Here is a 26,313-nt window from a genome sequence, read left to right on the forward strand (position 1 = left end):
AACAGGAGCACCATGCGTCGAATTGTCGTGACGGGCCTGGGGACGGTGTCTCCGCTGGGCTGTGGCACCGAGCTGGTGTGGTCGCGGCTGCTTGCCGGGCGTTCCGGGCTTGCCGCATTGCCCGATTGGGCGACGGCGCTGCCGGGGCGCGTAGCGGGACAGGTTCCTAACAAGGCCGCCGATGCCGAGGGCGGGTTCGATCCTGATCTCGCGGCGCCGCGCAAGGACCAGAAGAAGATGGACCGGTTCATCCTGTTCGCGCTGCTCGCGGCGAGCGAGGCTGTGGCGCAGGCCGGCTGGATGCCGGGCGAGGCGGATGCGCAGGCGCGCACCGCGACGGTGATCGCATCGGGGATCGGCGGGTTTCCGGCGATCGCGGACGCGGTGCGCACCGCGGAGACGAGCGGGCTGCGCCGGCTGTCGCCGTTCACGATTCCCTCCTTCCTGGCCAATCTCGCGGCCGGGCACATCACCATCCGCTACGGCTACAAGGGGCCGATCGGCGCGCCGGTGACCGCGTGCGCGGCGAGCGTGCAGGCGATCGGCGACGGCGCGCGGCTGATCAGGTCGGGCGAAGCGGACGTCGCGATCTGCGGCGGCGCGGAGGCCTGCATCGAGCCGGTCGCCCTCGGCAGCTTTGCCGCGGCGCGGGCGCTGTCGACGGCGTTCAACGACACGCCGGCGCGCGCGTCGCGGCCGTTCGACCGCGACCGCGACGGTTTCGTGATGGGCGAAGGCGGCGGCGTGCTCGTGATCGAGGAGCTCGAGCACGCGCTGCGGCGCGGCGCGCAGCCGATCGCCGAGCTCACCGGCTACGGCACCACGGCGGATGCCTATCACATCACCGCGGGTCCCGAGGACGGCGACGGCGCGCGACGGGCGATGGAGGCGGCGCTGCGGCAGGCCGGGCTGCAGCCCGGCGAGATCCAGCATCTCAACGCGCATTCGACCTCGACGCCGGTCGGCGATCTCTCCGAGCTCGCGGCGATCGCGCGGGTGTTCGGGCGCGAGGGAAAGATTGCGGTCAGCGCGACCAAGTCGGCGACCGGACATCTGCTTGGCGCTGCCGGCGGTATCGAGGCGATCTTCACGATCCTGGCGCTGCGCGACCAGGTCGCGCCGCCGACGCTCAATCTGGAGAACGCCGATCCGGCCGCGGAGGGTATCGATTTGGTCGCGAATGTGGCGCGGCCGATGGCGATCGAACACGCGATCTCAAACGGGTTTGGATTCGGCGGCGTCAACGCCAGCCTGGTGTTTCGGCGCTGGGCCTGAGGCGGCAGCAAGTAGTCCACATGAGCGCAGCGATATGCGTGGACGGGCGCAACAGAACCTCAAGCCTTGGGCCTCGCTAGATTAGCGGTCTCGAGATTTCGGAGCTATCTTTGCACGCCGACTGGACTACGATGGCCCTCGTTTGCCAGGGAGAGGGGGCTCGATGCCTAAGCAAAATCAAAGCTGGGAAAATAAGTGCGCCCTTGCATGGCCCGTTTTAACAACGATGGCAAGGGAACGAAAAACGATTTTCTATAAGCAACTAGGAGAGGCAGTCGGTATACATCATCGGAGCGTGAGGTACGTCTTAGACGTGATCCAGAGGTACTGTATGGAGGCGGGCCTGCCGCCACTCACCGCTATTGTCGTTAGCAAGTCCCAGAGGCGACCTGGTTCTGGATTCGTCGCGTGGGATATTGATGATCTGGAATCCGGTATCACGTTAGTTTACGGCGAGGATTGGGCGGCCAAAGCAAACCCATTCCTCGGCTTTGGTGAGAACGAAACGTTCGAGACACTTGCCCGGGAGCTAATCAACGATCCTGGCGCCTCAGAAGCCATATATCGTCGGGTCAAGGACCGAGGTATAGCGCAGAAGATTTTTCGAGAGGCACTGATTATCGCCTATGATCACCAGTGCGCCATGTGCGATCTGTCATTCTACGATGCGCTAGAGGCTGCCCATATAGTGCCGTTCTGGGAGTGCTCGGCAGAACAAAAGATGGATGTTTGTAATGGCTTACTTTTGTGCGCGAATCATCATCGACTATTCGATACTGAGTGGATCACTGTTTCGGCGGATCACGTCATTCAATTTTCCGACCCTAACATGCGAGACGGGCCATATTCTAAGTCGGATATAGCCGCATCAGTCGGCCTGCACGGCACAAAAGTGCGTTGTCCTGCCGATCCAAAGCTTAGGCCGAAGTTTCCATCACGCGACACTGATTGATCTAGCGGACAGATATTTGGCCGACCGCGCCAGCCCGCATGGGCGCAAGCGATGTGCGGGATGTCCAGTGCAGACTTTCCCCTGGGCGTCGCTTCGCTCACCCCCTACGGGACTTGCGCCTCACGGCTTCGCGACGCCGGCATCGATCAGGAGCCTCGCCACCGTCAGCGCCGACTGCGCCGGGCCCTCCTCCGACTGCTGGCCGGTGACGTAGATGCCCTCGATCAAGAGCAGCAGGGCGTCGCCGAGCATCGCCGGGTGGCGCGCGCCCATCAGGGCGGCGAGCTCGCGCAGGCGCTTGCGGAACAGCTTCTTGTGCGCCTCGGCGACCTGCCGCGCGGGATTGTCGCGCGCCGGATATTCCACGGTGGCGTTGGTGAGGCCGCAGCCGCGATAGCCGGTGGCCACGGCGCGCGCCGACAGCACCTTGATGTAGGCGAGCACGTGCTCGCGCGGATCGGCATAGGATTTGCCGCCGGGCTTCTCGAAATTCTCCCAGAAATTCGCCTCGTAGTCGCGCATATAGGCGGCGGCGAGATCGTCCTTGGAGGCGAAGCTGCGATAGAGGCTCGGCTTGGTGACGCCGGCGCGGTCGACCACCTCGTCAACGCCGACGGCGCGGATGCCCTCGCGATAGAACAGCTCGGCCGCCGAGGCGCGGATCCGGTCCGCGGCCCTGGGGCCTGTTCCGTTCCGATGGGATCGGAACGGGGCCCCAGATTCTTGTTTTGACGCGTTTTCCTTGCGCGAACCGGTCGCCACTTCGCTCGAAAACGCTTTGGCCGGACGTTCCGCGGCCGGCTCGTCCGATTTCTTCATGGCAGCCATCCGGATCCCTCCCGCGCGGCGCGCTTGACAATGTTACTGACCGGTACGTATACACGCCGCATCGCAACACGTACCGGGACGTAACATGCAAGACACCTCCATTCAAGCCGCCCCCGTCTCGCGACGGCCGTTCGGCCAGAACTACGCCTTCGTCGTCGTCGCCGTGATCTTCCTGGCGCTGCTCGCCTCGGCCGGCCTGCGCTCGACGCCGGGCGTGCTGATGCTGCCGCTGCAGCAGGCGTTCGGCTGGGACGTCGGCGTGATCTCCTCGTCCGCCGCGGTCGGCATCTTCCTCTATGGCCTGGCCGGCCCGTTCGCCGCCGCGGTGATGCAGCGCTTCGGCATCCGCCGCACCGTGCTCGGCGCGCTGGCGCTGATGTCGGTCTCGACCGGCATCAGCTACTTCATGACCGCGCCGTGGCAATTGTTCATGAGCTGGGGCTTGCTGTCCGGGATCGGCTCGGGCGCGGTCGCCAACGTGCTCGGCGCCACCATCGTCAACCGCTGGTTCACCAGCAATCGCGGCCTCGTCATGGGGCTGCTGACGGCGTCGACCGCGACCGGCACCTTGATCTTCATGCCCGGCCTCGCGGCGCTGGTGGCCTGGGGCGGCTGGCAGCCGGTGGTGCTGACGGTCGCCGCCTGCTGCGCGGCGCTCATTCCGCTGGTGTATTTCCTGGTGCCGGAGCGGCCGGCCTCGGTCGGGCTGCGCGCGTATGGCAGCCAGCACGACGATCAGGCAGCGCCGCCCGCGCAGGGCAATCCGTTCGTCGCCGCGATCTCGAACCTGGTGCGCGCGGCCAAGACGCGGGCGTTCTGGTTCCTGTTCGCGACCTTCTTCATCTGCGGCTTCACCACCAACGGCCTGGTCGGCACCCATCTGATCGCGTTCTGCGGCGACCACGGCATCGTCGAGGTGCAGGCCGCGGGCCTGCTGGCGCTGATGGGATTCTTCGACCTGTTCGGCACCACGCTGTCGGGCTGGCTCACCGACCGGTTCGATCCGCGCAAGCTCTTGTTCCTGTATTACGGGCTGCGCGGCCTGTCGCTGATCTATCTGCCCTACTCGGATTTCTCGCTGGTGAGCCTGTCGGTGTTCGCGGTGTTCTACGGGCTCGACTGGATCGCGACGGTGCCGCCGACGGTGCGGATCGCCAACGAGGCGTTCGGCGACAAGAACGCGCCGCTGGTGTTCGGCTGGGTGGTCGCGGGCCATCAGCTCGGCGCCGCCTGCGCCGCGTTCTTCGCCGGCTTCATGCGCTCGGCGGAGGGCGATTATCTGCAGGCCTTCATGATCGCAGGCGTCACTGGCATCATCGCTGCCGTGCTGTCGCTCATGATCACGCGGCGGCCGGCGCAGCCCGTGCTCGCCGCGGCGTGAGGACGCGCGACCGATGCGGATTAGGACTCTCGGGGGTGAATGGCGCTCCCTAGGGGAATCGAACCCCTGTTTCAGCCTTGAGAGGGCCGCGTCCTAACCGCTAGACGAAGGGAGCGTTGAGAGGCAAGGCAATAGCCTCGAAATCGCCCTGCCGCAAGATGGCTTGTGCATTGCGGCGGGGATTTTGTCAGCCATGCTACCCACGCCGTGCCGGAAGTTTCGGCACGGCAACGCCCCGGGAACAGCCCTGCGCCCCGAGAACCCCGCGCGCGTCGCACCCGCACGGGATCAGCGATGCGGCCGCGCCGCGCGCATGACGGCCACCTTGAGATGTCATCTCTGCCGCGCGCACGGCCCTGCTTTCGCCAAACGGAAATGCAAAACACCTCCCTGTGAAGTCACACCGCGCCTGCCTCTGCTAACATCGCAGCCCTTCACCATGCTGCGCCCGCACGGCGCCGGACAAGCGAGAGGAGTGCTTGGAACACTGCGCAGAAGCTTGGCGCACGGCAAATTTGGCTCACCAACATCTTGGCACAACAAAACATCAGCGCGGCCGCTGGCGATGGAAGATGTTCCGTCCCTCGCGCCGTACCGGTCAATAGCTTAGGCAGAGCGAGGACAGACCATGATCAAACTAAAAATCAACGGCCAGGAACAGAATTGGGATGGCGACCCGGATCTTTCGCTCCTGTGGTATCTGCGTGACGAAGCCGGTCTCACCGGCACCAAGTTCGGCTGCGGCCAGGCACTGTGCGGCGCCTGCACCGTGATCATCGACAAGGAGGCGGTGCGCGCCTGCATCACCTCGGTCTCCGACGCCGCCGGCCGCGAGGTCACCACCATCGAGGGGCTGCACCCGACCGGCGACCATCCGGTGCAGAAGGCGTGGCGCCAGGTCAACGTGCCGCAATGCGGCTACTGCCAGGCCGGCCAGATCATGCAGGCGGCGGCGCTGCTCGACCAGAACCCGAAGCCCAACCACGACCAGATCCGCGAAGCCATGTCCGGCAATATCTGCCGCTGCGGCTGCTATCAGCGGATCGAGAATGCCGTGCATCTCGCATCGACGGGGGTGTGACATGAATATCCGCACCAACCCCGGAAAGCTTCGCGGCTTCGAGAAGCACGTGAAGGTCGAGAACGTCTCGCGCCGCAGCATCCTCAAGGGCCTCGGCATTGCCGGCAGCTTCGTGCTCGCTGCACCCGTGATGACGCGCCAGGCGTTCGCCTATGAGACCGGGGCCGGCAAGATGCCGCATGGCGTCGTGGTCGACCCGCGCGTGTTCGTCGCGATCGCGCCCGACGGCATCGTCACCATTTTGGCGCATCGCTCCGAGATGGGCACCGGCGTCCGTACCAGCCTGCCGCTGATCGTCGCCGAGGAGATGGAAGCCGACTGGTCGCGCGTCCATGTCCAGCAGGCGCATGGCGACGAGGTCAAGTTCGGCAACCAGGACACCGACGGCTCGCGCTCGACGCGGCACTATCTGATCCCGATGCGCCAGATCGGCGCCTCGGCGCGCTCGATGCTGGAAGCCGCCGCCGCCAAGAAGTGGGGCGTGCCGGTCACCGAGGTGAAGGCGCAGAACCATGAGGTCGTGCACAGCGCGAGCGGCCGCAAGGCCGGCTTCGGCGAACTCGCGGCCGACGCTGCGAAAGAGTCGGTGCCGAGCATCGAAGGCCTCAAGCTCAAGGACCCGAAGGACTTCCGCTATCTCGGCAAGGGCCAGGTCTCGATCGTCGACCTGCACGACATCACCACCGGCAAGGCGCATTACGGCGCCGACACCCGCCTGCCCGGCCTGAAATACGCGGTCATCGCGCGGCCGCCGGTCACCGGCGGCAAGGTCAAGTCGTTCGACGACAGCGCGGCGATGAAAGTGCCAGGCGTCGAGAAGGTGATGGAGGTCAAGGGCTGGCCGTGGCCGTCCAAGTTCCAGCCGCTCGGCGGCGTGGCCGTGATCGCGCGCAACACCGGTGCCGCGATCAAGGGCCGCGACGCGCTGAAGATCGTCTGGGACGACGGCGCCAATGCCAAATACGACTCCGTCACCTATCGTGCTTCGCTCGAAGAGGCCGCGCGCAAGCCCGGCCTCGTGGTGCGGAAGGAAGGCGATGTCGATGCGGCGCTGAAGAGCGCCGACAAGGTGATTGTCGGCGAATACTATCTGCCGCATCTCGCCCATGTCAGCATGGAGCCGCCGGTCGCGGTGGCCGACGTCAAGGGCGACAAGGCGGAGATCTGGGCGCCGGTGCAGAGTCCCGGCGGCACCCGTGAGGACGTCGCCAAGACACTCGGGATTCCCGAGGACAATGTCACCGTCAACGTGACGCTGCTCGGCGGCGGCTTCGGCCGCAAGTCGAAATGCGACTTCGCGCTCGAGGCGGCGTTGCTGTCGAAGGAACTCGGCGTGCCGGTCAAGGTGCAGTGGACCCGTGAGGACGACGTCCATCACGACTTCCTGCACACCGTCTCGGTGGAACGGATCGAGGCCGGTCTCGACAAGAGCGGCAAGGTGATCGCGTGGCGGCATCGCAGCGTGGCGCCGACCATCGCCTCGACCTTTGCCGCCGGCGCCAATCACGAAGCGCCGTTCGAGCTCGGCATGGGCCTGATCGACAACCCGTTCGAGATCGCCAACCTGCAATGCGAGAACCCGGAAGCCGCGGCGTTCACGCGGATCGGCTGGTTCCGTTCGGTCTCCAACATCCCGCGCGCCTTCGCGGTGCAGTCCATGGTCGGGGAAATCGCGCATGCGACGGGCCGCGACCAGAAGGACATGCTGCTGGAGCTGATCGGCAGCCCGCGGATCGTCAATCTGGCCTCGGTGAAGGATCCCTGGAACTACGGCGAGCCCTATGACAGCTACCCGATCGACACCGCGCGGCTGCGCAAGGTGGTCGAGCTGGTCGCCGAGAAGGGAGAGTGGGGCCGTACCGTGCCGAAAGGCCACGGTCTCGGCATCGCGGTGCATCGCTCGTTCGTCAGCTACATCGCGACCATCGTCGAGGTGGCGATCGACGACAAGGGCAAGCTCACGGTGCCGCGGGTCGACACCGCGATCGATTGCGGCACTTACGTCAATCCGGAACGGATCCACTCGCAGATCGAAGGCGCCGCGATCATGGGGTTGAGCCTCGCCAAATACGGCGAGATCAGCTTCAAGGACGGCAAGGTGCAGCAGAGCAATTTCGACGACTTCCCGGTGATCCGGATCGACGAATCGCCTGCAATCACCAACGTCTACATCGTGCCGCCCGCAGCCGACACGCCGCCGAGCGGCGTCGGCGAGCCCGGCGTGCCGCCGTTCGCGCCGGCCCTGATCAACGCGATCTTCGCCGCCACCGGAAAACGCATCCGCGCGCTTCCGATCGGCAAGCAGCTGGAGACTTGAGGAACGTTACGCGAGACGGGCCGTTCTCATCGATCGATACTCTGGAGTAGATCGATGAGAACCCCACCTCAGACATTCGGGACGCTCGCGGCATTGCTGTCCGCGGGCGTCTTTCTCTTTGCCGCACAGGCTTCCGCACAAACCACTTCGCCGCCGAGCACGACAGCGACGCGTCCGGCCAAGGTGCTGCCCGACCAGACCTCGGCTCCAAGCAACGCTCCGCCGGCGACCACCGGCCAAACCACCGGTGAGGCCGCCAAGGATCCCACGATCAAGAAAATGAACGACGACGAGAAGCAGAAGGTCGACACCAAGGGAAAATAGGCAATGAGCGGATCGGGAAGCGGGCGGTCTCCCCAGCCGCCGCTTCCCGATCGCATCGCCCCCTGTCGCTTAAAAGCATTCTCGAGCTCCGGCTCTGATTGAATCAGAACCGAAGCTCAAGTCGCGCGCTTACTTCTTGTCGAGCGCGAACACCCAGATCACGCCGCCTTGCGGGACGTTGTTCTCGAAGCCCGCAACCTTGCCGGCGAGCGCGTCCTGGATGCGCTGCGCGTCGACACCCCAGCCCGACTGGACCGCGATGTATTGCTTGCCGTCGACCTCATAGGACATCGGCATCGCCATGATGCCGGAGTTGGTCTTCTGCTCCCACAACACCTCGCCGGTCTTGGCGTTGAAGATCCGGAACATCCGGTCGTTGGTGCCGCCGGCGAGAACCAGGTCGCCCGCAGTCGCGGTCACCGCGCCGAACAGCTGCGAGGTCTTGTAGTCATGCTGCCAGACCTTCTTGCCGGTGACTGGATCCCACGCCTGCAGCTCGCCGAAATGATCGGCGTTCGGTGCGGGCGTCAGGCCGATGTCCTCCGGCTTGGTGCCGAGCCAGAGCTGGCCTGGAACCAGCGGCTGCTTCTCGCCGGTGAAACCGCCGCAGAAATTCTCGTTGGCGGGAACATAGACGAGCTTGGTGTTCTGGCTGTAGGCCGCCGACGGCCAGTCCTTGCCGCCCCACAGCGACGGGCAGAACTCGACCCGCTTGCCGAGCACCGGCTTGTGCTCGGGATCGAGGATCGGCCGGCCGGTCTCGGCCTCGATGCCCTTCCAGACATTGGTCTTCACGAACGGCCAGCCGGCGACATAGTTGATCTTGTCCGGCTTGCGCTCCAGCACCCAGAAGATCGCGTCGCGGCCGGGATGGACCAGGCTCTTGAACGACCGTCCGTCGCGCTGCATGTCGATCAGCATCGGCGCATCGACCTCGTCCCAGTCCCAGGAATCGTTCTGGTGATACTGGAAGTGGGTCTTGATCTTGCCGGTGTCGGGATCGAGCGCCAGCACCGAGCTGGTGTAGAGGTTGTCGCCGGCATGCATCGAGCCGGGCCATGGTGCGGCGTTGCCGACGCCCCAATAGACCGTCTTGGTGTCCTTGTCGTAGGTGCCGGTCATCCAGGCCGATCCGCCACCCGACTTCCAGTCGTCGCCGCTCCAGGTCTCGTGACCGGGCTCGCCTTCGCCGGGAATGGTGAAAGTGCGCCACAGCTCCTTGCCGCTGTTGGCGTCGAAGCCGACGACATAGCCGCGCACGCCGAACTCGCCGCCGGAACCGCCGACGATCACCTTGCCGTCGACGATCAGCGGCATCAGGGTCATGTACTGACCCTTCTTGTAGTCCTGCACCTTGGTGTCCCAGACCACCTTGCCGGTCTTGGCGTCGAGCGCGACGACATGGTCGTCGGTGGTGGCGAGATAGAGCTTGTCCTCCCACAGGCCGACACCGCGGCTGGTCGGGTGCAGCTGGAACAGATCGTCGGGAAGCTGCCGCTTGTAGCGCCAGTACTCTTCGCCGGTCTTGGCGTTGAGCGCGATCACCTGCCCCATCGGGGTCGCGACGAACATCACGCCGTTGTTGACGATCGGCGGCGCCTCATGGCCCTCGATCACGCCGGTCGAGAAGGTCCAGACCGGCTTGAGGTCTTTCACATTGGATGTGTTGATCTGGTCGAGCGGACTGAAACCCTGTCCGTCATAGGTCCGGCGATAGAGCATCCAGTTGCCGGGTTCGGGATTTTCGAGACGTTGCGACGTCACTGAACTGTAGTTTTCAATCGGCCCCGCCACGGCGTAGGTCGAAATGAGGCACGTGAATGCAACACAACTCGACAGTAACCACTGCTTGCTTGTCATGAGATGCTACCTCCCTCTGCTCTGTTTTGTTTTTTCAGTCTTGGTTTTGTTATTTAAGTCACGCAGAAATCCCGGTGCGGCCTCATCCTCCTTGCTGGGCACCCACCTTTCCAACGAATGGCGCTGCGACCGTGATCGCGCCGTCGGCAACCGTCAGCGGCAGTGCCGCGAGGCGACGTGGCGCCGGCCCGAACACCACCTGCGCATTCTGCCGCGGATCGTATTCGGAGTTGTGACAGAGGCATTTCAGGACGTTCTTGTCGCCCTGGTCCTGCTTCACCCAGGCGGTGATCGGACATCCGGCATGCGAACAGATCACCGAGTAGCAGACGATGCCGTCTGGCGAACGTGCGCGCGTCGTGTCGTCGAGCTCGTTCGGATCGAGCTTGACGAGGACGACCTCGTTGAGCCGCGAACCCTTGCGGATGACGGACGTCTTCGGGTCCTGCGGCCAGGCGCGAATGGGCGGTCCGCCGAGCGTCAGATCATCCGACTTGATGACCTGGCCGGCCTTGTCGCCTTCGGCACGCACCAGCACGTCGGCTTTTTGCGGCCGCTCACTTGCGCCGGGCTGGTCTTCATCGTCGGCGGCTGCGGGCTCGATCGCGGCAAGACAGGCGCAGCTCGCAAGCGCGGTCAACACCGCGCGACGCGTCGGATCGGTCAACGACCCTGCTGCATCGGATTCACCGGATTGTTCGATGGAAGCGCTGGGGTTGGATTGCGGCATGGCGCAAGCTGAACGTGCAACTCGGCCGAAAAGATGGCGACATACATTCTCGATGCGCGAACGCATGCGCAAAAAATACGCTGCAGCTTTTGGTTGCGGATTTGGTTGATTGCCTGCGCGGCTTCGCGATCGCTTCGATCAGGGCTCGTTGACGAAGCTCAGCCTGCCGACAGGTTTCAGTGTCTTTGCATCAAATGTGCGGATCTCTGTTGCACCGCCTATATCGAGCGTCAGCACCAGCCGCTCGCCGGCTGTGCCGGTGGCGACGATGCGCGCGCCTTTCGGCAGCGCAGCAGTGACGTCGGAGACCGAAACAGGGCTTCCATCGCCGCGATAAAGGCGGTAGCCGATGGCAATCAACACGACGGCCACGGCCAATGCCGAGGTCAGGCCCGCGATCAGCATCATGCGCCGCACCCGCGCGATCAGCGCAGTCTGGTCGGGGGTCGGTTCGGTTACAGCGGTGTCGGTCATCACAAGGCTCTATATCTTTGCAACAGGTCGATTTGAATCAGGTGTCTTCGAATGGCGGTCGGAAGCTGGAGGTCATCGTCGCGGGCGACGAGGGTTCGGCCCGGCTTGACCGCGTGCTCGCGCAGCGCACTCCGGAGCTGTCGCGGTCCCGGCTGAAGGCACTGATCCTCGCCGGTTCCGTGACCGTCAAGGACGCCGTCGTCCGCGACCCCGCTTATCATGTCGCCAACGGCGATACGATCATAATCGACGTGCCGGAGGCCGCGCCCGCCGAGCCCCAGGGCGAAGACATCGCGCTCGATATCGTGTTCGAGGACGACGACATCGTCGTCATCAACAAGCCCAGGGGCCTGGTCGTGCATCCGGCGGCCGGCCACGCCACCGGAACGCTGGTCAACGCGCTGATCGCGCATTGCGGCGCGAGCCTGTCCGGCATCGGCGGGGTCAAGCGGCCGGGCATCGTGCACCGCCTCGACAAGGACACCACGGGCCTGATGGTGGTGGCCAAGAACGACCAGGCCCACCAGTCGCTGACCGCGCAGTTCGCCGACCACGGCCGCACCGGTCCGATGGAGCGCGGCTACATGGCGTTCGCCTGGGGCGTGCCGAACCGGCCGCACGGCACGATCGACGCGCCGATCGACCGCCATCCGCATGCCCGCGAGAAAATGGCCGTCCGCCAGGGCGGCCGCGAGGCGATCACCCATTTCGAGGTGCGTGAGAGCTTTGCCGGCCGCGACGGCAAGCCGGTCGCCTCGCTGCTGGCGTGCCGGCTCGAGACCGGGCGGACCCATCAGATCCGCGTCCACCTCGCCCATCTCGGCCATCCCCTGCTGGGCGACAGCGTTTACGGCGCCCACTTCAAGACCAAGGCCGGGCAGCTCGGCGCGGAAGGTAAGGACGCACTCACCGCGCTGGGCCGGCAGGCCTTGCACGCCTATCTGCTGGCATTGGAGCACCCCCGCACCGGGGAACTTTTGCACTGGGAAGCGCCGCTGCCGGAGGATTTGCTTCTCCTGCAGCGGGCGCTGGAAGCGGCGGTATGACGCACCCTCCCCAGAAAACCAAAGCTATGACAACAGGTTATAGCTGGCACACGGGGACGTGACGTCAGCAATCCTTCCCTATCACGGACAGTTTGGTGTATGTTGCACCTGCGCTGAATATCCAGCGCGGAACATCGCAGCATGGCCGGCTTTAACCCAGCGGCCACCTGCCGGGCCCGCCGCTATCGGGGGTCTGAACCACTGGAGGGCGCTCAAATGGCCCGTACAGCTACGTTGCCGGTCCTCAATGGAGAATCCGGCCTTTCACGTTACCTCGCCGAGATCCGCAAGTTTCCCATGCTGGAACCCCAGCAGGAGTACATGCTCGCCAAGCGTTGGCGCGAGCATGACGATCGCGACGCGGCGCATAAGCTCGTCACCAGCCATCTCAGGCTCGTGGCCAAGATCGCCATGGGCTATCGCGGCTACGGCTTGCCGATCTCCGAGGTCGTCTCGGAAGGCAATGTCGGCCTGATGCAGGCGGTGAAGCGATTCGAGCCCGAGAAGGGCTTCCGTCTCGCCACTTACGCCATGTGGTGGATCAAGGCGTCAATACAAGAGTACATTCTGCGTTCCTGGTCGCTCGTGAAGATGGGCACCACCGCGAACCAGAAGAAGCTGTTCTTCAACCTGCGCAAGGCCAAGAGCAAGATCTCGGCCCTGGAAGAGGGTGATCTCCACCCCGACCAGGTCAAGCTGATCGCCAAGCGCCTCGGCGTGACCGATCAGGACGTGATCGACATGAACCGCCGCCTCGGTGGCGACGCGTCGCTCAACGCCCCGATCCGCGACGACGGCGAAGCCGGCGAATGGCAGGACTGGCTGGTCGACAACTCGCCCAACGCCGAAGCCCTGATGGCCGAGAGCGAGGAGTTCGATCATCGCCGCCAGGCCCTGAACGGTGCGATCGGCGTGCTCAACCCGCGCGAACGCCGCATCTTCGAGGCGCGGCGCCTGGCGGATGAGCCGATGACGCTGGAAGATCTCGCCGCCGAGTTCGGCGTGTCGCGCGAGCGTGTGCGGCAGATCGAGGTCCGCGCCTTCGAAAAGGTGCAGTCGGCCGTCAAGGGCACGATTGCCCGGCAGGAAGCAGCACTCGAAGCCGCGCACTGATCGCGCGGCGGCAAGCCAACAGACACGAAAGCCGGCGGCAACGCCGGCTTTTTTGTTTTGGGGGTCGCTCTCCACCGTCGCCCTCCGCGAAAGCGGGGGACCCAGCACGCCGCGGCCTCACGGTTCAATCACCGCCGTCTCTGGAATACTGTATCGCCCGCCTTCGCGGGCGATGACAGTTGTGGGGGTGACGGTAGCGGGAAGTACGGATCATAGTCATGTCGGCTAAGGCCAGAAGCACAAATATCGTTCGTCCTCAAAGGTAGCCTTGGCGTATGGCTGTTACGGTGGTCATGACAATGAGAACGATAGTCACGAGCGCACCTGAAACATAGAGAATGGTTCTGATGCTGCCGCCTTTCGCGGCGTTGCCGCCACGCAAATAGACCGCAACGTGGATCAGCCGAATTGCGACATAGACCCATATGAGCGCGGCAAGCGTGGCGGGTCCTACCCCCACCATCATAGCCAGCACGGCTGGGACGACAAAGGGTGTCAGCGCCTCCACCCCGTTCATGTGGACGCGATCGATCCGGTACAACGGATTGCTGTCGTCCGCCGGCAGAACAGGTCCGGAGAGCACCCCCGCTCTGCCTTTGGACGATCCCGAATGAATCGCCAGCAAGATGGACAGAAGACAGAGGGCAAGCACCCCGATGATGCTGAGCGAGTAGGCTGCCATACGGACCTCCGCGATAACGATGACGTCGCATGGGACACGCAAGCGCTAGCGCTCGCGAGCAATCCGCCCAGTGAACCGCTTTAGGTACAACGGCCAACCCTGATCGCCCTCAAGGCTGTTGCGCTCGACTTCCCAACCTTGGCCATGGCGTTCGAGGTGGCGGTGTTCTAGCTCCAGCCGCGTCCGGGTTGGCGTCTCGGCAATGAACCGCACCTCCCATTCGCTGGTCTTTTCAGGATCGGGCTCGATTTGCCAGTGCGGGCTGATGTCCCAGCTTAGAAGTACCCGATTGGGCGGCTCAAAGGCTAACACACGCGCCCATCGGCATTCGCTGCCGTCAATACCGCGATCAAAAATGTGTCCACCCACACGAGGCTCGAACACGGTCTCTGCGATGGGGACGGCCAGCAGGTTGTGCTCACGCGGCTTGAAGCTGCCGAAGTCCTCAGTGAAAACCTTGAACGCACGCTCGATAGGCGCCTCGACCACGATAGATTGTTTGATGGGCGCGGGCGATACACGTGTGCTCATTGTTAGTCCTCCCGTGATTTTTCGACGGCCACTTTGTAAGCCGCCAGTGCGCTACTCCAGAACCGGTCAAGCCAGGCGCGCATCTGGCCGAGCCCCGCTGGATCGATGTGATAAACGTTGCTGGCACCCTTCGGCTCGGCCCGAACCAAACGAGATTCGCGCAACACCTTGAGATGCTGGGAGACGGCTGACTGGGAGACCGTCAATTCTCGGGTGATTTCGGCGACCGTGCGAGGCCGCGCTCCCACGAGTTCGAATATTCGTCTGCGAGTCGGATCGCCTAGCGCGGCCAGTTGCACGCTATCTCTAACCATGGCGAGCCGACGCTATGCCCACGGGACCTCGCCATTCGATCACCACATCGGAACTCCCGCATAATCATTAGCAATGGCTAATGATTAGCATATACTAATGATTGCGTCAAACGTGCTTGGCTCGATTGATCCTCGCGCGGGCGAAACTTCGGCTTCGGGTCAGAAGGCGATATCCCTGAGGTCGGATCGGGTTTCCGCTTCGGCCCCGAAAGCCGGCATCCTGGAATCTAATGGAGTACGCCCCAACTCGCCCTACTGCCACGCCACGGTCGCGCGCGCAGCCTTCGCGATAGCGGGCGTCCTTGACGTCGATCCAGTCCGTAGGATGGTGGAGCGCAGCGATACCCATCATCCCGCCGCGTGGCACGAGGTCGATGGATATCGCCGCGCTCGGCCCATCCTGCGAAGCTCACAAGCTCCGCCTATCGGGTGGTCGTCTCTTCGCCCGGTGGGCACTCCCGATAGCCGAAGCGCTCGATCAGCACGCGACCTTCCAGCGGATGCAATGCCTCGCTATCCATGTGGTGGCCTTCGAGCAGATAGTGCCGCAGCGCCTCGTTGTACTGGGAGAGCAGCGCACGGCTCGCCCGCGTGTCCGGACCGGTGCGGTCTTCCGCAAGGTCGTGGCCGGCGTGAAACATCAGTTGGGCATCGCGCTGAACGCAGACATTCCGGATGCCGAGGAACAGCGTGCAAGCTGATTTGCAAATCCCTTCGATGCGGAATTCATCGCCGCTCGCATTGTATTGACGGACGATCTTCAGGAAGTCCGGAATATAGCCGCCGTCGGCAAACGGCACCGACGACCCCGCCTCCGGCCACGCCGGGGACGTCAAAGCGCACAGCATCGCGGCGCAGATCCAAAACCATCGAAGCATCGCGGCCCCCCGGGTTCGCGGGCCACCAATAGCCCGGTTGAACGCGACGGGCCAACGAATGTCGGCGCCGGGTCAAAGCCGCTGATCGCGACCGAGCCGAAGGACTTCCGGCCCACCCCGAACGGCCGAACGTTTCATTTTTCGGCCAGCATGGGAGCTGCCTGTGCCGGAAGCACGATCACTTTCGCGCCGACTTTCACCCGATCGTAGAGATCCGTGACGTCGTCATTGGTCAGCCGGATGCAGCCGGACGACACCCGCTTGCCGATCGTATCGGGCTTGTTGGTGCCGTGAATTCGATATTCGGTATCGCCCAGATACATCGCCCGGGCACCGAGCGGATTGCCGGGACCGCCTGCCATGAACCGCGGCAGATAGGGCTGGCGCGAAATCATCTCCGCGGGCGGACGCCAGTCCGGCCATTCCGTCTTGCGCGCCACGACCTGTTCGCCGGACCATGTGAAGCCTTCGCGGCCGACACCGATGCCGTAGCGCATCGCCTGCCCGCCGTTCAGAACGAGATAGAGGAATGTGTTTCCAGTATCGATGACGACGGTGCCCGGCGGCTGGTGGCTGACGTAGTCGACCACCTGGCGTGCAAATCTTCCGGGAGCCTCAGCGGCTTTTGGCGTTTCGATTCTTGCTGTCTCGATCCGGGGCGCCGGGACCGGGATTGGAACCGGGGCCGGCGCTGGAGCTGGAGGCTGGACCGGCGCCGCGACGTGAACAGGGGCCGATGGCGCAGCAGTGGATGACGCAGCAGTCGATGGCGCCGGGACCTGGTGGGCGGCCTGCTTCCGTGCCGGTTGAACGCCCGCCGGGCGCGACAGCAAACCGTAGCCCAACGCGGCGGCGGCCACGACGCCGATCGCAACTCGTCCAGCCACCGGCAGCGCAAGCGCCTCGGTCTTCTTACGTTTAGCCCGCTTACCCATACCTCTCCCCTGATCCCCGTGCCTGGAGGAGGTACAAGGCAAGTTTTAACAAGCCTCGAAGCGATTTCGCCCCGGCCGGAAATCGCCAAGCGTCGTTAACGCCGGTTCGCCGGATCGATCTTGATCGTGCTGCTCGGGCCGATACTCGTCGCTTGAAGAACGACCTCGCCGTCCTTTGCCATCGCGTAATGGGAGATTTTCGCAGGTTCGATCAGGAACGAGCCGGGCGGGTAGGCCTTGAATTTGCTCTCATCCCACTGATCACCGTTCGCGTAATAGAAGGTGCCGGACAGAACGACCGCCATTCGGGTCTCGCCGTGCCAATGCGGCATGATCTTGAAGCCGGCCGGGATCCTCACCCGTTCCAAGAATACTCCCGCCTTCTTCGGGTCGCCATACAGCACGGCAACCCCCACCGCTCCGGCGGGTCCCTCGAAATGAATGTCCTGCGGCAGCGTTGCGACCACCGCATCCTGGGCAACAGCCGGCGCCGATCCCGGCGCGAGCAACGCCGCAGCCGCAAGGCCGATCAATGAAAGTGCCGGCCTTGCAGCAATTGCGGATGTCATGTCTCGATCCTTCCTGGGTTGACGGTTGCAGCCGCAGCGCAGCGCTGCCGGTCATGTCGGCGAAGCGCCGGAAGCGGACGAATTATCGTGCTCCGGCGCGAAGACGGGTCGGCCAACCGACACGGACCAGCGTCTCGTCCGGGTCCGAGATCGCAAATTCGTACATCCCCCACGGCTGGTCTGCGGGCGATTGCTGAAATTCGCGCGCCGCAGCGTCGACGCTCTCGAGGTAAAGATAAAGCCCGAAAGGGTTTCTGCCCGGCGTCAGCCATCCCTCGACCGCGTCCGTCAGATGGAGATATCCGCCGTTCCCGTTCGACAGCATGCGATAGCTGTCGAGCTCTCCGGGAGCAGGCCTTTCGCTGTCCGGGCGCGTAAAGCCCAGCCGATTGTAGAACAGCTCCGACGCATCAAGATCATTACACGGCAGGATCGCGATCAAGGCTCCAGAAGGGTTCATTCGCGCACTCCGACGCCATCCAGCAACTTTGGTCTGCTATTCTCAATCTCTGAAAACTTGTCACCTTTAAGGCGGGAGCTGGAGGATGCGTGCGCGCCCTACTCGCCCCACTCCCGCGCCATGGTCGCGAGCGCGCAGCCCTCGCAATAGCGGGCGTCCTTGAAGTCGATCCAGTTGTGCGCATAGACATGGTCGAGCGGGATGCCGTAACGCGCGCGGAGCAGCTTCACCAGCACGCGCCAGGCCGCGATCTGCGCGTCGGTCGGGGCCCTGGTGACATCGGGATAGTTGCCGGCGAACTCGACGCCGATCGACGTATCCTTGTTCACCTGGCGATATGTCTTGCTGTTGTCGATATACTTGTTGTCGTTGCGATCGGCGCCGTCGGTGTGGGTCGGGACCAGATTGTCGGCGACCGCCCAATAGACCGTGCCGTCGGTCTCGACCCAGACCATGACGCCGCGCCGGGTCGGGTTCTTGTGCTGCTCGGCGGCGCCGTTTCGCGCCGAGCCGGCCGGGCCTTCGGTCTGGTGCACGATGATGTTGCGCCAGGGATGCGATTGGACGACGTCGCCCCAGGGCGACAGCCACACCATCTTCAGGCCGGGAATCTCGGGCGTGCCCTGCGATCGCGCAAGCGCCGCGAGATCAGACGTTTCGGCTGAAACGGCGGACGACAGGACGAGCGCAAGCAGCGCGGCGAGCAGGCGAGACATCATCAGGAGAATATCCAGTGTCGCCCTCTCTTGAGCATGATCTCTTCGGAAAACCGCTTCGCACTTTTCCGGATCATGCTCTAGCACGCTCAGGCGCGCTTGCGCAGGCTCGCCTCCAGCGCATCGACCATCTCCTGCGGCAGCTTGGGTTCGTAGGTCGCGTAACCGTTCCTGCCGCCCTTCTTGGCGTCGTAGAGCGCGTGGTCCGCGGCGGCGATCAGGCGGTCCGGATGCACGCCGATCTCGCGGGTCCATTGCGCGACGCCGATCGAGACCGCGATCGGAATGTCCTTGGCCGTGCACTGCTCGGCATCGGCGCGGCAGACCTCCAGCACGCGGCGCGCGATCATCGCGCCCTCGCGCAGCGTCGAGGACGGCAGCACGATGCAGAACTCGTCGCCGCCGGTGCGGGCCAGCATGTCACCCGGGCGGAGCCTGGTCTGCGCCATCAGCGTGAAATGCTGCAGGCAGGCGTCGCCGGCGGCGTGGCCATGGGTGTCGTTGATGCCCTTGAAGCCGTCGAGGTCGATCACCAGCAGCGCGAACGCCTCGCCGTTGCGGTCGGAGCGCGCGCATTCCTCGGTCAGCCGCTGCACCAGATGGCGGCGGTTGCCGACGCCGGTGAGATCGTCGAGCAGCGCGAGGTCGGCGACCTCGTTGCGCAGCCGGTCGATCGCCATCAGCAGGAAGCCGAAATTCAGCGCCATCGACAGGAACACCATCAGCAGGATCGCCAGCGACTGGCCCGCATTGAAGCGGACGAAGGAGAATTCGCCGGGCTGCAGCAGGGCGCCGACCAGGCGCAGCGCATAGATGCCGATCAGCACCGAGGCGACGATGCCGGCGAGCCGCGCGCCGGGGCTGACGCGGCCGTTGTCGGACGACAGCAGCAGCTTCAGCGTCAAGGCAAGCGGCGAGACCTGGGCGATGGTGTAGACCAGGATGCGCATCGGCATGCTGTCATAACCAAAGATGAAGACGCCGAGGCCGATAAAGGCGAGCGCGGCGGACAGCGCGGTGGCGCGCCAGCGGACGGGCTTGCCGTAGAACCGCTCGATGCCCATCGCGGCCAAGCCGGCGGCGAACACCATCAGCGTCCCGGCCGCCAGCAGCGGCAGCAGCGAGTCCGTCATCATCACGCGGAGCATCGCGCAGGCGGCGCCGGCGGAGGCTGTGAAGGCGGACGCGGTCCAGAACCGCGCGGCGCCGAAAGCTGGATAGCTGCGCGCCACGTAGGCCCAGATCAGGCCGAGCGCGAGGAAATTGATAATGAAAACCGTCCAAAGCGTCGGAACGCTCAACATCGCCCCTGTTCGAGACCGTATCGGTCTCGCCTCCCCTGAAATGACCGCCCGCCGAAGCGCGATGACATCATCGCGCTTAGATTCTTGTTTTGGCATGATCTTTTTCGGAAAACCGCTTCGCACTTTTCCGGATCATGCTCCTGGGCGTTTCCTCCGATGACAATCCCCGTTGTCTTGCCGGACAGGATGCGGCCGCGCCGCTTAACGGACCGTGACCCGCGACGCGTCAATCCGCGCCGTGGTTTTGAATTGATGAAGATGTGCGCGTCGGCCGTTTGCGCATCGTTAAGCATGACGGATGCGACGCGCGAGGCGCGTATGCTGGCGAAAAACCTGGCGAAAACACGTAACAGCTGTGGATAACACGATGACGGCGACGTGACAGCACGCGGCAGCCGCCTCCGAATCTGCTGAGTTTGCTACTGAGGATGTTGCGAGGCTGGCCCTCCGCCAAGCATGCCTCGGAGTCGCGTTCAATCCATTAAACCCTGAGAGGATACTATGGCTAAGAAAGCGAAGAAGGCGAAGAAGGCGAAGGCGAAAAAGGCCACCAAGAAGAAGGCCGCCAAGAAGTAGCGAATTCCAGCCCGGGTAGCGGCTCCTGCCCTGCCCGGGCACCCGATCCGGACCATCCGCCCAAGTCAAGCACACAAGTCAAGCACACAAGTCAAGCACACATGGCAGGGACGCAAGGCAGCAGGCGCAAGGCCTGCTTTTTTATTGCCTGCGCGCCAAGCCGCGGGCGAACGCGGCCTCAGCGCTCGGCGAAGGCAAGCTTGGCGCCGAGCACGGCAAAGCCCGCGGCAAAGCTGCGCCGCAGCCAGGCCATCACCTTCGGCCGGGTGATGACGCGGTCGCGCACCGAGGCCGCGAACAGCCCGTAGATCGCGAACACCGCAAAGGTCATCGCCATGAACACGAAGCTGAGCTCGGCCATCCGCGCCAGCGGGTGCGGCTCGTCGACCGCGATGAACTGCGGCAGGAAGGCCAGGAAGAAGATCGACAGTTTTGGATTGAGGATGTTGATCAGGATCGCGGTCACGATCACCCGCCGGCGCGAGCGCGGCTTGATCTCGGTATCGACGGCGAGCGCGCCGCGTTCGCGCAGCGCCTGCCAGGCCATATAAAGCAGGTACACCACGCCGCCCCATTTCAGCGCTGCGAACGCCAGCGCGCTGGTGTGCAGGATGGCGGCAAGGCCGAGCATCGCCGCGATCATCTGCGGCACGATCCCGAGCGTGCAGCCGAACGCCGCCGCCACGCTCGCCCGCGAGCCCCGGGTCAGCGCCACCGCCAGCGTATAGAGCACGCCGGTGCCGGGCGAGGCGACCACGACCAGGGTGGTCAGCAGGAAGGACCAGCTCATTTCAAAATCCCCAGGGACGTCGGCGGACGTCGGCCGCCAATATCACGTCCCTGCCCCTGGGCGGAAGCAGCCACCGTCCGGCCGGCCCGTCGGCCGCGCTGACAATTCCGTTATGGGGACCCGGACCTCGTCAGGATCCACGCGGCCCGCCGCCCGACAGCTCCGACGCCTTCATCTCGGCGACCCGGATCACGTCCAGCGGCGCCCAGGGCTTGGACCAGAACTGGGCGCCGTCGGGCAGCCGCTGCCGCAGCGGCCTGCCCGAGGTGACGATCACGTCGATGTCGGGCTTGTACTTCTTGGCGACATGGGCGAGCTCGACGCCAGTCATGTTTCCGGCCAGCTCGACGTCGGTCAGCATCAGCACGACATTGTCGCCGCTGCCCTGCAGCACCAGTTCTGCGGCCTCGGCGCTCTCGCAGCAAATGACGTCGAACTCGCTCTCCTCCAGCAGCAATTCAATCATCTCGCGCTGCATCGGGTCGTCCTCGACGACCAGGGCTTTTGCGCGATAGGGCCTCGATTGTCCCATGGCTGAGTCTCCCTTTATGATCGCGGTTTTGAAAACGAGCACAGAATTAATGCCTAAAATCGCTGGATGGTTCAGTTCCAATTTGAGAAAAGTAATGAAACCCGCCATGTTCCCTCATTGCCCGGCCGCCCCCCTTTTTTCAGATGGAGCTGACCCGACATGACCGCGATCGCTGGATCCGCCGCCGCCGTGACCGGAGCCGCCAGCGGCATCGGCCGCGCACTCGCGTGTGAGCTGGCGCGGCGCGGCTGCGATCTGGCGATCGCCGACCGCGACGAGGCCGGCCTGCAGGCCACCGCCGCCGAGATCGCCAATGCAAGCCAGTCCAATGCGAGCCCGCGCAAGGTCACGCTGCACCGCCTCGATGTCAGTGAGCCCGGCCAGATCGCGGCATTCGCCGAGGCCGCCGGCGCCGCGCATCCCGGGCTCAACATCGTCGTCAACAATGCCGGTGTCGCGCTGCTCGGCGAATTCGGCGAGATCGAGCAGGCGCAGATGGACTGGCTGTTCAACATCAATTTCTGGGGCGTGGTGCACGGCACCCGCGCCTTCCTGCCGCAGCTTTCGCGGCAGCGCGAGGCGCATATCGTCAACATCTCCTCGATCTTCGGCATCATCGCCCCGCCCGGCCAGAGCGCCTATTGCGCCGCCAAGTTCGCGGTGCGCGGCTTCTCGGAAAGCCTGCGCCACGAGCTTGCGGTGGCGGGTAGCCCGGTGAAGGTCTCCGTCGTGCATCCCGGCGGCGTCGCCACCAACATCGCGCGCAACTCGCGCTCCGGCACCGGCATCACCGACAACGCCCGCCGTTCCGAATCGATCGAGCGTTTCGACGCACTGGCCCGGACCACGCCGGCCGCGGCGGCGCTGCGCATCATCGCCGGCATCGAGAAGAACCAGCCGCGTATCCTGATCGGCAAGGATGCCCGCTTCATGGACCTGCTGCAGCGCTTCCGTCCCGGCAGCTACTGGAAGGTGATGCAGCGGATGATGGAGAAGACCGCGGCGCGCCGGATCGCACGCGACACCGCGCGGGCGGGTTGAATGCGGGATGTTGCCGGGTAGTCGGGTGTCATCCCCCGCTCCACTCGTCATTCCGGGGCTCGCGCAGCGAGAACCCGGAATCCATTCCGCCACCAGGAATGCGGCCTGATGGATTCCGGGCTCGCGCTTCGCGCGCCCCGGAATGACGGATCACCCCAGCTGCTTCTTCACCCCGAGCGCCAGCCGAAACAGCGGATCGCTTTTCTCCGACGGATAGAGCGCGCTCCGCGTCACCTGTGGGAAATTGTCGTTCTTCCAGAACGACGCCGGCGCGAACGAGAATTTGGCGACCAGCCGCCGGCCGAAATCCATCTCGTAGGGGAAGTAGTTGTCCTTCTGCGCGGTGCCGGACATCTCGGGGTATTCGCCGAGCAGATAGCCCTCCTGGATATGCGGCCGCACCGCCGACGGCGGGCAGACGCTGGAGAGCCGCACGATCTGCAGGCCGGCCTCGGCGCTCGCGGTGATCGCGCCGCTGAGGTTCGGCACGCCGAGCACATAGAGGAACGCGGTGCCGGTCTCCGCCAGCGAGGCGAACGAGGCGGCGATCCGGATCGAATGGGTGACGTCGAGCAGCGGCGTGGTGCAGACCTCGTAATGCTGCAGGATCGACCAGCGCAGGATGCGATGCCGCTTCAGCCGCTCCAGCCCGAGCAACTTTGCCCTGGCGTACTCCGCGATCAGGAGCTGCTCGGCGCGCGCCAGCGCCTCGAAGCGCTGAACCAGCGTCGCAGCATCCGGATTGCCGCGGCCGCCGCGGAACAGCGTCGGCTTCAGCGACGAGTTGCGCTTGATGTTCCTGTGGTCGGCGCCCTGGCCGCGAAACAGCAGCACATGGTCGCGGTTGAGGAATTGCAGCTCGGCGATTTTCGTGGCGAGCTCCAGATACGACCCGACGCGATGGCCCGGCCCCTCCCGCACCGCCGCGTTCTTCGCGACCTGGCAGCCGCGACGATCGAAGAACGACCAGATCTTCTGGCTGCCGATGGTTTCCATTCCACACCCGTCATTCTCGATGCGCAATTGCGCATCTGAGGGGCTCGCGAAGCGAGAGCCCGGAATCCATTTCTCCACGCGTGATGCGGCCCGATGGATTCCGGGCCTGCGCCATCCAAGTCGGCTATTGCCGACTTGGACATCTAACATCCACCGAACTCGGGTAAACCCGAGTTCGGGCGGCGCATCCCGGAATGACGACGGTGGACGTGGCGCGGCCGCGCCCTCACCGCCCCACCAGCTGATCGGCAAAGTACCCGATGGTCTTGCGATAGATCACCGCCCTGTTCCACTCGCGCATCGCCTCGAAATTCGCCGTGCCCTCGCCGTAGGGCGCGCCCATCTTGAAGCCGTTCGAGTGCAGCAGGTTGGCGGTCGAGGCCAGCACGTCGGGTACCGAGTGGCGCAGATCGACATGGCCGTCGCCGTCGAAATCGACGCCGTACTTGATGTAGGACGACGGCAGGAATTGCGTCTGCCCGATCTCGCCGGCATAGGCGCCGATCATGTCGTTGAGGCGGAGATCGCCGCGCTGCAGGATCTTCAGCGCGGCGAGCAGCTCGCCCTGGAACAGGTCGGTGCGGCGGCAATCATGCGCCAGCGTGGCGAGCACGCGGAACACCGGCAGCTTGCCCATGTCGCCCTTGCCGAAATCGGTCTCCAGCCCCCAGATCGCGACCAGGATCTGGCGCGGCACGCCGTATTGCTGCTCGATCTTCGACAGCAGCGCCGCGTGCCGCTGCAACATCGCGCGGCCGCCATTGATGCGTCCGGAGCCGACGCGGGTCGCGACATACTGCTCAAAGGTCTTGTTGAAGGTGTAGCGCTGCCGCCGGTCGAACGCGAGCACCCCGCCATCCTGCTGCACCCCGCCGAGCGCCTGCGAGATCACGTCCTGCTGGATGCCGGCCGCCGCCGCCTCCTGCGAGAACGACTGGACGAAGCCCGGAAAACTGCCGCCGCAGCGGGCGGCATAAGAGGGGGTGGCAAGCAGCAAGGCGCCGAACACAACCGCCAAACGACACCTGAGCATGCAACAATCCCTCCTGCTTCGAATGGCCGATCATGCCACGGAGCAAACGAAGCAGTCAAAGCGTCGGCACAGGCGCTTTGCCGGCGGTCTCGGCATCCCGCTGTCGTAGGGCCGTTGCATTCTCGCCCCGCCACCTCCGCGGCGCGTTGACCAGGCTGACCAGCGTGTAGCTGATGATCAGCAGCAGGAACCACGACCCGAGCTTCTCGATTCCGACCATCGACCAGCCGAGCCGCTGCGAGGGATAGAGCCAGGTCTTGGTGAAGGTACCGATGTTCTCGGTGAACCAGATGAACAGCGCCACCAGCACGAGGCCGAGCAGCAGCGGCATCGCGCGATGGCTGGTCCAGACCTTGAAATGGATGCCTGTGCGGCCGAACAGCCAGATCGCCCAGCCGAACAGCAGCCAGCGCATATCCCAGACATAGTGGTGGCTGAAGAAGTTGACGTAGATCGCGACGCTGAGGCCGATCAAAGCGAGGCGGCGCGGATGCCGGACAAAACGGAAATCGAACAGCCGCCAGCAGCGGCAGATGTAGCTGCCGATGCAGGAATACATGAAGCCCGAGAACAGCGGCACGCCGCCGATGTGGAAGATGCTGGGCTCCGGATAGATCCAGGAGCCGACCGAGGTCTTGAACAGCTCCATCGCGGTGCCGACGACATGGTAGATCAGGATGACCCTGGCCTCCTCCCAGGTCTCGAGCTTTCCGGCCAATAGCGCAGCCTGGACTGCGAGCATGCAGAGAAACAGGAAGTCGTAGCGCGCCAGCGCTGCATCCGGCGGATAGAAGCGCCAGGTGCCGATCATCAGCGCCACCGCGATGCCGCCGAACAGGCAGGCCCAGGCCTGCTTCACGCCGAAGCGCAGGAATTCGTAAAGACCCGCGCTCCAGCGGCGCTGTGCCATCAGCAGGCTGAGGCGATGCTCGGCGGCGATGAAGCGGCGCAGCGGCGGCCAGTTGGCCGCGGCGCTGGCAGTGGGTTTGGTGTGACCTGTCAGAGGGTGATGCACGCCGCTGATAAGGGCGGCGGATCACGGTCGCAGCACGGCGGAGTTGTGCAGATTTCCCTCAATCCCTGAGCTGACGCTCAAGGTCGGCGAAGTCGATCTCGGCCCAGCGCTCCGAGATCTTGCCGTCGCGGATGCGCCAGAACGTCATGCCGCGGAATTCGACGTGGCGGCCGGTCGGGGCGATGCCGCGCCACGGGCTGCGGTGCCGGCCGCGCCAGACGAAGCGGCCGGCGACGATGTCGCGCTCGGCCACCAGGCATTCCGCCACCGCCGAGAGGTCGGCGAAGGTCTCGTGCATGCCGGCCGAATGCGCGATCACCTCCTCGGCGTTCATCCGCCTGCCCGTGGCATGATCGAAGAAGTCTGAGGCCAGCTGCGCGCGGATCGCATCGGGATCGAGACGATTGGTCACGGCGTCGCAATGCGCGAGCACCAGCGCCTTGTTGGCGTCGAGGGTGGCGTGGGACATCGGCGATCGGTTTCTCAAAGGGAAAAGTTGTAGAAAAGGAAGGATGCGCCTCATACGCGAATTGGACGCCATGGCGCAAGTGACGATGGTC

At 64.6% G+C, this 26,313-nt stretch carries 28 protein-coding genes and 1 tRNA gene; 9 read left to right on the forward strand and 20 right to left on the reverse strand.

Features of this window, described 5'->3' with window-relative positions:
* The first annotated feature begins 12 nt into the window (after positions 1 to 12).
* Together fabF and BRSPCE3_RS26300 are read left to right on the forward strand one after the other, a co-directional pair.
* Positions 13 to 1,275 carry a beta-ketoacyl-ACP synthase II gene (fabF, locus tag BRSPCE3_RS26295; RefSeq protein ID WP_244069194.1) on the forward strand — a complete coding sequence of 421 codons (1,263 nt, stop codon included), beginning with the start codon at positions 13 to 15 and terminating at the stop codon, positions 1,273 to 1,275.
* Between the two features lie 331 nt (positions 1,276 to 1,606).
* Positions 1,607 to 2,227, forward strand: coding sequence for an HNH endonuclease (locus tag BRSPCE3_RS26300; RefSeq protein WP_244069195.1), 621 nt, complete (start codon positions 1,607 to 1,609; stop codon positions 2,225 to 2,227).
* Between the two features lie 120 nt (positions 2,228 to 2,347).
* On the opposite strand, the gene BRSPCE3_RS26305 is transcribed toward BRSPCE3_RS26300, so the two are convergent.
* Positions 2,348 to 3,046 carry a TetR/AcrR family transcriptional regulator gene (locus tag BRSPCE3_RS26305; protein WP_244069196.1) on the reverse strand — a complete coding sequence of 233 codons (699 nt, stop codon included), beginning with the start codon at positions 3,044 to 3,046 and terminating at the stop codon, positions 2,348 to 2,350.
* Between the two features lie 94 nt (positions 3,047 to 3,140).
* Between BRSPCE3_RS26305 and BRSPCE3_RS26310 the strand changes: the two genes are divergently transcribed.
* Positions 3,141 to 4,436, forward strand: a complete 1,296-nt coding sequence (locus BRSPCE3_RS26310) for an MFS transporter (protein ID WP_244069197.1) — start codon at positions 3,141 to 3,143, stop codon at positions 4,434 to 4,436.
* A 40-nt stretch (positions 4,437 to 4,476) separates the two neighbouring features.
* Here the strand turns inward: BRSPCE3_RS26310 and BRSPCE3_RS26315 are convergent.
* Positions 4,477 to 4,551: transfer RNA gene (locus tag BRSPCE3_RS26315), tRNA-Glu, on the reverse strand.
* Between the two features lie 513 nt (positions 4,552 to 5,064).
* Between BRSPCE3_RS26315 and BRSPCE3_RS26320 the strand changes: the two genes are divergently transcribed.
* Genes BRSPCE3_RS26320 through BRSPCE3_RS26330 form a run of 3 tightly spaced genes read left to right on the forward strand, consistent with a single transcriptional unit; the run spans position 5,065 to position 8,158 of the window.
* A complete protein-coding gene (locus BRSPCE3_RS26320; RefSeq protein ID WP_074130888.1) occupies positions 5,065 to 5,517 on the forward strand; it encodes a (2Fe-2S)-binding protein in 453 nt (150 codons plus the stop codon).
* A gap of 1 nt (position 5,518) precedes the next feature.
* Entirely contained in the window at positions 5,519 to 7,834 is a 2,316-nt protein-coding gene (locus BRSPCE3_RS26325; protein ID WP_244069198.1) for a molybdopterin cofactor-binding domain-containing protein, read from the forward strand.
* 54 nt (positions 7,835 to 7,888) lie between these two features.
* Entirely contained in the window at positions 7,889 to 8,158 is a 270-nt protein-coding gene (locus BRSPCE3_RS26330; protein ID WP_244069199.1) for a hypothetical protein, read from the forward strand.
* 129 nt (positions 8,159 to 8,287) lie between these two features.
* Here BRSPCE3_RS26330 and BRSPCE3_RS26335 read toward each other — a convergent pair whose 3' ends face one another.
* The 3 genes from BRSPCE3_RS26335 to BRSPCE3_RS26345 form a co-directional block, all read right to left on the reverse strand.
* Positions 8,288 to 10,018 (reverse strand): methanol/ethanol family PQQ-dependent dehydrogenase, encoded by a 1,731-nt coding sequence (locus BRSPCE3_RS26335; protein WP_244069200.1) that lies wholly within the window; start codon positions 10,016 to 10,018, stop codon positions 8,288 to 8,290.
* 82 nt (positions 10,019 to 10,100) lie between these two features.
* The gene (locus BRSPCE3_RS26340) at positions 10,101 to 10,748 is read right to left on the reverse strand and encodes a ubiquinol-cytochrome c reductase iron-sulfur subunit (protein WP_244069201.1); all 648 of its coding nucleotides are present in this window, start codon (positions 10,746 to 10,748) and stop codon (positions 10,101 to 10,103) included.
* 138 nt (positions 10,749 to 10,886) lie between these two features.
* The gene (locus BRSPCE3_RS26345; protein ID WP_244069202.1) at positions 10,887 to 11,222 is read right to left on the reverse strand and encodes a hypothetical protein; all 336 of its coding nucleotides are present in this window, start codon (positions 11,220 to 11,222) and stop codon (positions 10,887 to 10,889) included.
* Between the two features lie 65 nt (positions 11,223 to 11,287).
* Here BRSPCE3_RS26345 and BRSPCE3_RS26350 point away from each other — a divergent pair, with 65 nt between their 5' ends.
* Both BRSPCE3_RS26350 and rpoH read left to right on the forward strand, forming a co-directional pair.
* Positions 11,288 to 12,268, forward strand: a complete 981-nt coding sequence (locus BRSPCE3_RS26350; RefSeq protein WP_244069492.1) for an RluA family pseudouridine synthase — start codon at positions 11,288 to 11,290, stop codon at positions 12,266 to 12,268.
* Positions 12,269 to 12,484: 216 nt separating this feature from the next.
* A complete protein-coding gene (gene rpoH, locus BRSPCE3_RS26355; protein ID WP_024581019.1) occupies positions 12,485 to 13,381 on the forward strand; it encodes an RNA polymerase sigma factor RpoH in 897 nt (298 codons plus the stop codon).
* A 256-nt stretch (positions 13,382 to 13,637) separates the two neighbouring features.
* On the opposite strand, the gene BRSPCE3_RS26360 is transcribed toward rpoH, so the two are convergent.
* The 11 genes from BRSPCE3_RS26360 to BRSPCE3_RS26410 form a co-directional block, all read right to left on the reverse strand.
* A complete protein-coding gene (locus BRSPCE3_RS26360) occupies positions 13,638 to 14,063 on the reverse strand; it encodes an MAPEG family protein (protein WP_244069203.1) in 426 nt (141 codons plus the stop codon).
* A 45-nt stretch (positions 14,064 to 14,108) separates the two neighbouring features.
* Complete coding sequence (locus BRSPCE3_RS26365; protein WP_244069204.1) at positions 14,109 to 14,594, reverse strand: SRPBCC family protein; 486 nt, start codon at positions 14,592 to 14,594, stop codon at positions 14,109 to 14,111.
* 2 nt (positions 14,595 to 14,596) lie between these two features.
* Positions 14,597 to 14,908 carry a helix-turn-helix transcriptional regulator gene (locus tag BRSPCE3_RS26370; protein ID WP_244069205.1) on the reverse strand — a complete coding sequence of 104 codons (312 nt, stop codon included), beginning with the start codon at positions 14,906 to 14,908 and terminating at the stop codon, positions 14,597 to 14,599.
* 422 nt (positions 14,909 to 15,330) lie between these two features.
* A complete protein-coding gene (locus BRSPCE3_RS26375; protein WP_244069206.1) occupies positions 15,331 to 15,708 on the reverse strand; it encodes a hypothetical protein in 378 nt (125 codons plus the stop codon).
* A 212-nt stretch (positions 15,709 to 15,920) separates the two neighbouring features.
* Entirely contained in the window at positions 15,921 to 16,721 is an 801-nt protein-coding gene (locus tag BRSPCE3_RS26380) for a L,D-transpeptidase (RefSeq protein WP_244069493.1), read from the reverse strand.
* A 95-nt stretch (positions 16,722 to 16,816) separates the two neighbouring features.
* Positions 16,817 to 17,254 carry a cupin domain-containing protein gene (locus tag BRSPCE3_RS26385; protein WP_244069207.1) on the reverse strand — a complete coding sequence of 146 codons (438 nt, stop codon included), beginning with the start codon at positions 17,252 to 17,254 and terminating at the stop codon, positions 16,817 to 16,819.
* A gap of 118 nt (positions 17,255 to 17,372) precedes the next feature.
* Positions 17,373 to 17,750 (reverse strand): VOC family protein, encoded by a 378-nt coding sequence (locus BRSPCE3_RS26390; RefSeq protein WP_244069208.1) that lies wholly within the window; start codon positions 17,748 to 17,750, stop codon positions 17,373 to 17,375.
* 98 nt (positions 17,751 to 17,848) lie between these two features.
* Positions 17,849 to 18,469 carry a peptidoglycan recognition family protein gene (locus BRSPCE3_RS26395; protein ID WP_244069209.1) on the reverse strand — a complete coding sequence of 207 codons (621 nt, stop codon included), beginning with the start codon at positions 18,467 to 18,469 and terminating at the stop codon, positions 17,849 to 17,851.
* Between the two features lie 86 nt (positions 18,470 to 18,555).
* Complete coding sequence (locus BRSPCE3_RS26400) at positions 18,556 to 19,770, reverse strand: GGDEF domain-containing protein (RefSeq protein WP_244069210.1); 1,215 nt, start codon at positions 19,768 to 19,770, stop codon at positions 18,556 to 18,558.
* Positions 19,771 to 20,524: 754 nt separating this feature from the next.
* Entirely contained in the window at positions 20,525 to 21,136 is a 612-nt protein-coding gene (locus BRSPCE3_RS26405) for a LysE family translocator (protein ID WP_244069211.1), read from the reverse strand.
* 130 nt (positions 21,137 to 21,266) lie between these two features.
* A complete protein-coding gene (locus BRSPCE3_RS26410; protein WP_244069212.1) occupies positions 21,267 to 21,668 on the reverse strand; it encodes a response regulator in 402 nt (133 codons plus the stop codon).
* A gap of 159 nt (positions 21,669 to 21,827) precedes the next feature.
* Between BRSPCE3_RS26410 and BRSPCE3_RS26415 the strand changes: the two genes are divergently transcribed.
* Positions 21,828 to 22,709 (forward strand): SDR family oxidoreductase, encoded by an 882-nt coding sequence (locus BRSPCE3_RS26415; protein WP_244069213.1) that lies wholly within the window; start codon positions 21,828 to 21,830, stop codon positions 22,707 to 22,709.
* A 150-nt stretch (positions 22,710 to 22,859) separates the two neighbouring features.
* On the opposite strand, the gene BRSPCE3_RS26420 is transcribed toward BRSPCE3_RS26415, so the two are convergent.
* The 4 genes from BRSPCE3_RS26420 to BRSPCE3_RS26435 all read right to left on the reverse strand — a co-directional run bounded on the left by BRSPCE3_RS26420 (position 22,860) and on the right by BRSPCE3_RS26435 (position 26,222).
* On the reverse strand, positions 22,860 to 23,705 hold the full coding sequence (locus BRSPCE3_RS26420; protein ID WP_244069214.1) for an FRG domain-containing protein: 846 nt from the start codon (positions 23,703 to 23,705) through the stop codon (positions 22,860 to 22,862).
* Positions 23,706 to 23,931: 226 nt separating this feature from the next.
* Positions 23,932 to 24,738, reverse strand: a complete 807-nt coding sequence (locus BRSPCE3_RS26425; protein ID WP_244069215.1) for a lytic transglycosylase domain-containing protein — start codon at positions 24,736 to 24,738, stop codon at positions 23,932 to 23,934.
* A 55-nt stretch (positions 24,739 to 24,793) separates the two neighbouring features.
* Positions 24,794 to 25,753 (reverse strand): DUF817 domain-containing protein, encoded by a 960-nt coding sequence (locus BRSPCE3_RS26430; protein WP_244069216.1) that lies wholly within the window; start codon positions 25,751 to 25,753, stop codon positions 24,794 to 24,796.
* Between the two features lie 58 nt (positions 25,754 to 25,811).
* Positions 25,812 to 26,222 (reverse strand): ester cyclase, encoded by a 411-nt coding sequence (locus BRSPCE3_RS26435; RefSeq protein ID WP_244069217.1) that lies wholly within the window; start codon positions 26,220 to 26,222, stop codon positions 25,812 to 25,814.
* Positions 26,223 to 26,313 lie beyond the last annotated feature (91 nt).

Source organism: Bradyrhizobium sp. Ce-3, assembly GCF_022835695.1.
Lineage (GTDB): Bacteria > Pseudomonadota > Alphaproteobacteria > Rhizobiales > Xanthobacteraceae > Bradyrhizobium.

Coding starts and splice junctions, on each gene's coding strand:
- fabF (WP_244069194.1), top strand. CDS start 13: ATGCGTCGAATTGTCGTGACGGGCCTGGGGACGGTGTCTCCGCTGGGC.
- BRSPCE3_RS26300 (WP_244069195.1), top strand. CDS start 1,607: ATGGAGGCGGGCCTGCCGCCACTCACCGCTATTGTCGTTAGCAAGTCC.
- BRSPCE3_RS26305 (WP_244069196.1), bottom strand. CDS start 3,046: ATGAAGAAATCGGACGAGCCGGCCGCGGAACGTCCGGCCAAAGCGTTT.
- BRSPCE3_RS26310 (WP_244069197.1), top strand. CDS start 3,141: ATGCAAGACACCTCCATTCAAGCCGCCCCCGTCTCGCGACGGCCGTTC.
- BRSPCE3_RS26320 (WP_074130888.1), top strand. CDS start 5,065: ATGATCAAACTAAAAATCAACGGCCAGGAACAGAATTGGGATGGCGAC.
- BRSPCE3_RS26325 (WP_244069198.1), top strand. CDS start 5,519: ATGAATATCCGCACCAACCCCGGAAAGCTTCGCGGCTTCGAGAAGCAC.
- BRSPCE3_RS26330 (WP_244069199.1), top strand. CDS start 7,889: ATGAGAACCCCACCTCAGACATTCGGGACGCTCGCGGCATTGCTGTCC.
- BRSPCE3_RS26335 (WP_244069200.1), bottom strand. CDS start 10,018: ATGACAAGCAAGCAGTGGTTACTGTCGAGTTGTGTTGCATTCACGTGC.
- BRSPCE3_RS26340 (WP_244069201.1), bottom strand. CDS start 10,748: ATGCCGCAATCCAACCCCAGCGCTTCCATCGAACAATCCGGTGAATCC.
- BRSPCE3_RS26345 (WP_244069202.1), bottom strand. CDS start 11,222: ATGACCGACACCGCTGTAACCGAACCGACCCCCGACCAGACTGCGCTG.
- rpoH (WP_024581019.1), top strand. CDS start 12,485: ATGGCCCGTACAGCTACGTTGCCGGTCCTCAATGGAGAATCCGGCCTT.
- BRSPCE3_RS26360 (WP_244069203.1), bottom strand. CDS start 14,063: ATGGCAGCCTACTCGCTCAGCATCATCGGGGTGCTTGCCCTCTGTCTT.
- BRSPCE3_RS26365 (WP_244069204.1), bottom strand. CDS start 14,594: ATGAGCACACGTGTATCGCCCGCGCCCATCAAACAATCTATCGTGGTC.
- BRSPCE3_RS26370 (WP_244069205.1), bottom strand. CDS start 14,908: ATGGTTAGAGATAGCGTGCAACTGGCCGCGCTAGGCGATCCGACTCGC.
- BRSPCE3_RS26380 (WP_244069493.1), bottom strand. CDS start 16,721: ATGGGTAAGCGGGCTAAACGTAAGAAGACCGAGGCGCTTGCGCTGCCG.
- BRSPCE3_RS26390 (WP_244069208.1), bottom strand. CDS start 17,750: ATGAACCCTTCTGGAGCCTTGATCGCGATCCTGCCGTGTAATGATCTT.
- BRSPCE3_RS26395 (WP_244069209.1), bottom strand. CDS start 18,469: ATGATGTCTCGCCTGCTCGCCGCGCTGCTTGCGCTCGTCCTGTCGTCC.
- BRSPCE3_RS26400 (WP_244069210.1), bottom strand. CDS start 19,770: ATGTTGAGCGTTCCGACGCTTTGGACGGTTTTCATTATCAATTTCCTC.
- BRSPCE3_RS26405 (WP_244069211.1), bottom strand. CDS start 21,136: ATGAGCTGGTCCTTCCTGCTGACCACCCTGGTCGTGGTCGCCTCGCCC.
- BRSPCE3_RS26410 (WP_244069212.1), bottom strand. CDS start 21,668: ATGGGACAATCGAGGCCCTATCGCGCAAAAGCCCTGGTCGTCGAGGAC.
- BRSPCE3_RS26415 (WP_244069213.1), top strand. CDS start 21,828: ATGACCGCGATCGCTGGATCCGCCGCCGCCGTGACCGGAGCCGCCAGC.
- BRSPCE3_RS26420 (WP_244069214.1), bottom strand. CDS start 23,705: ATGGAAACCATCGGCAGCCAGAAGATCTGGTCGTTCTTCGATCGTCGC.
- BRSPCE3_RS26425 (WP_244069215.1), bottom strand. CDS start 24,738: ATGCTCAGGTGTCGTTTGGCGGTTGTGTTCGGCGCCTTGCTGCTTGCC.
- BRSPCE3_RS26435 (WP_244069217.1), bottom strand. CDS start 26,222: ATGTCCCACGCCACCCTCGACGCCAACAAGGCGCTGGTGCTCGCGCAT.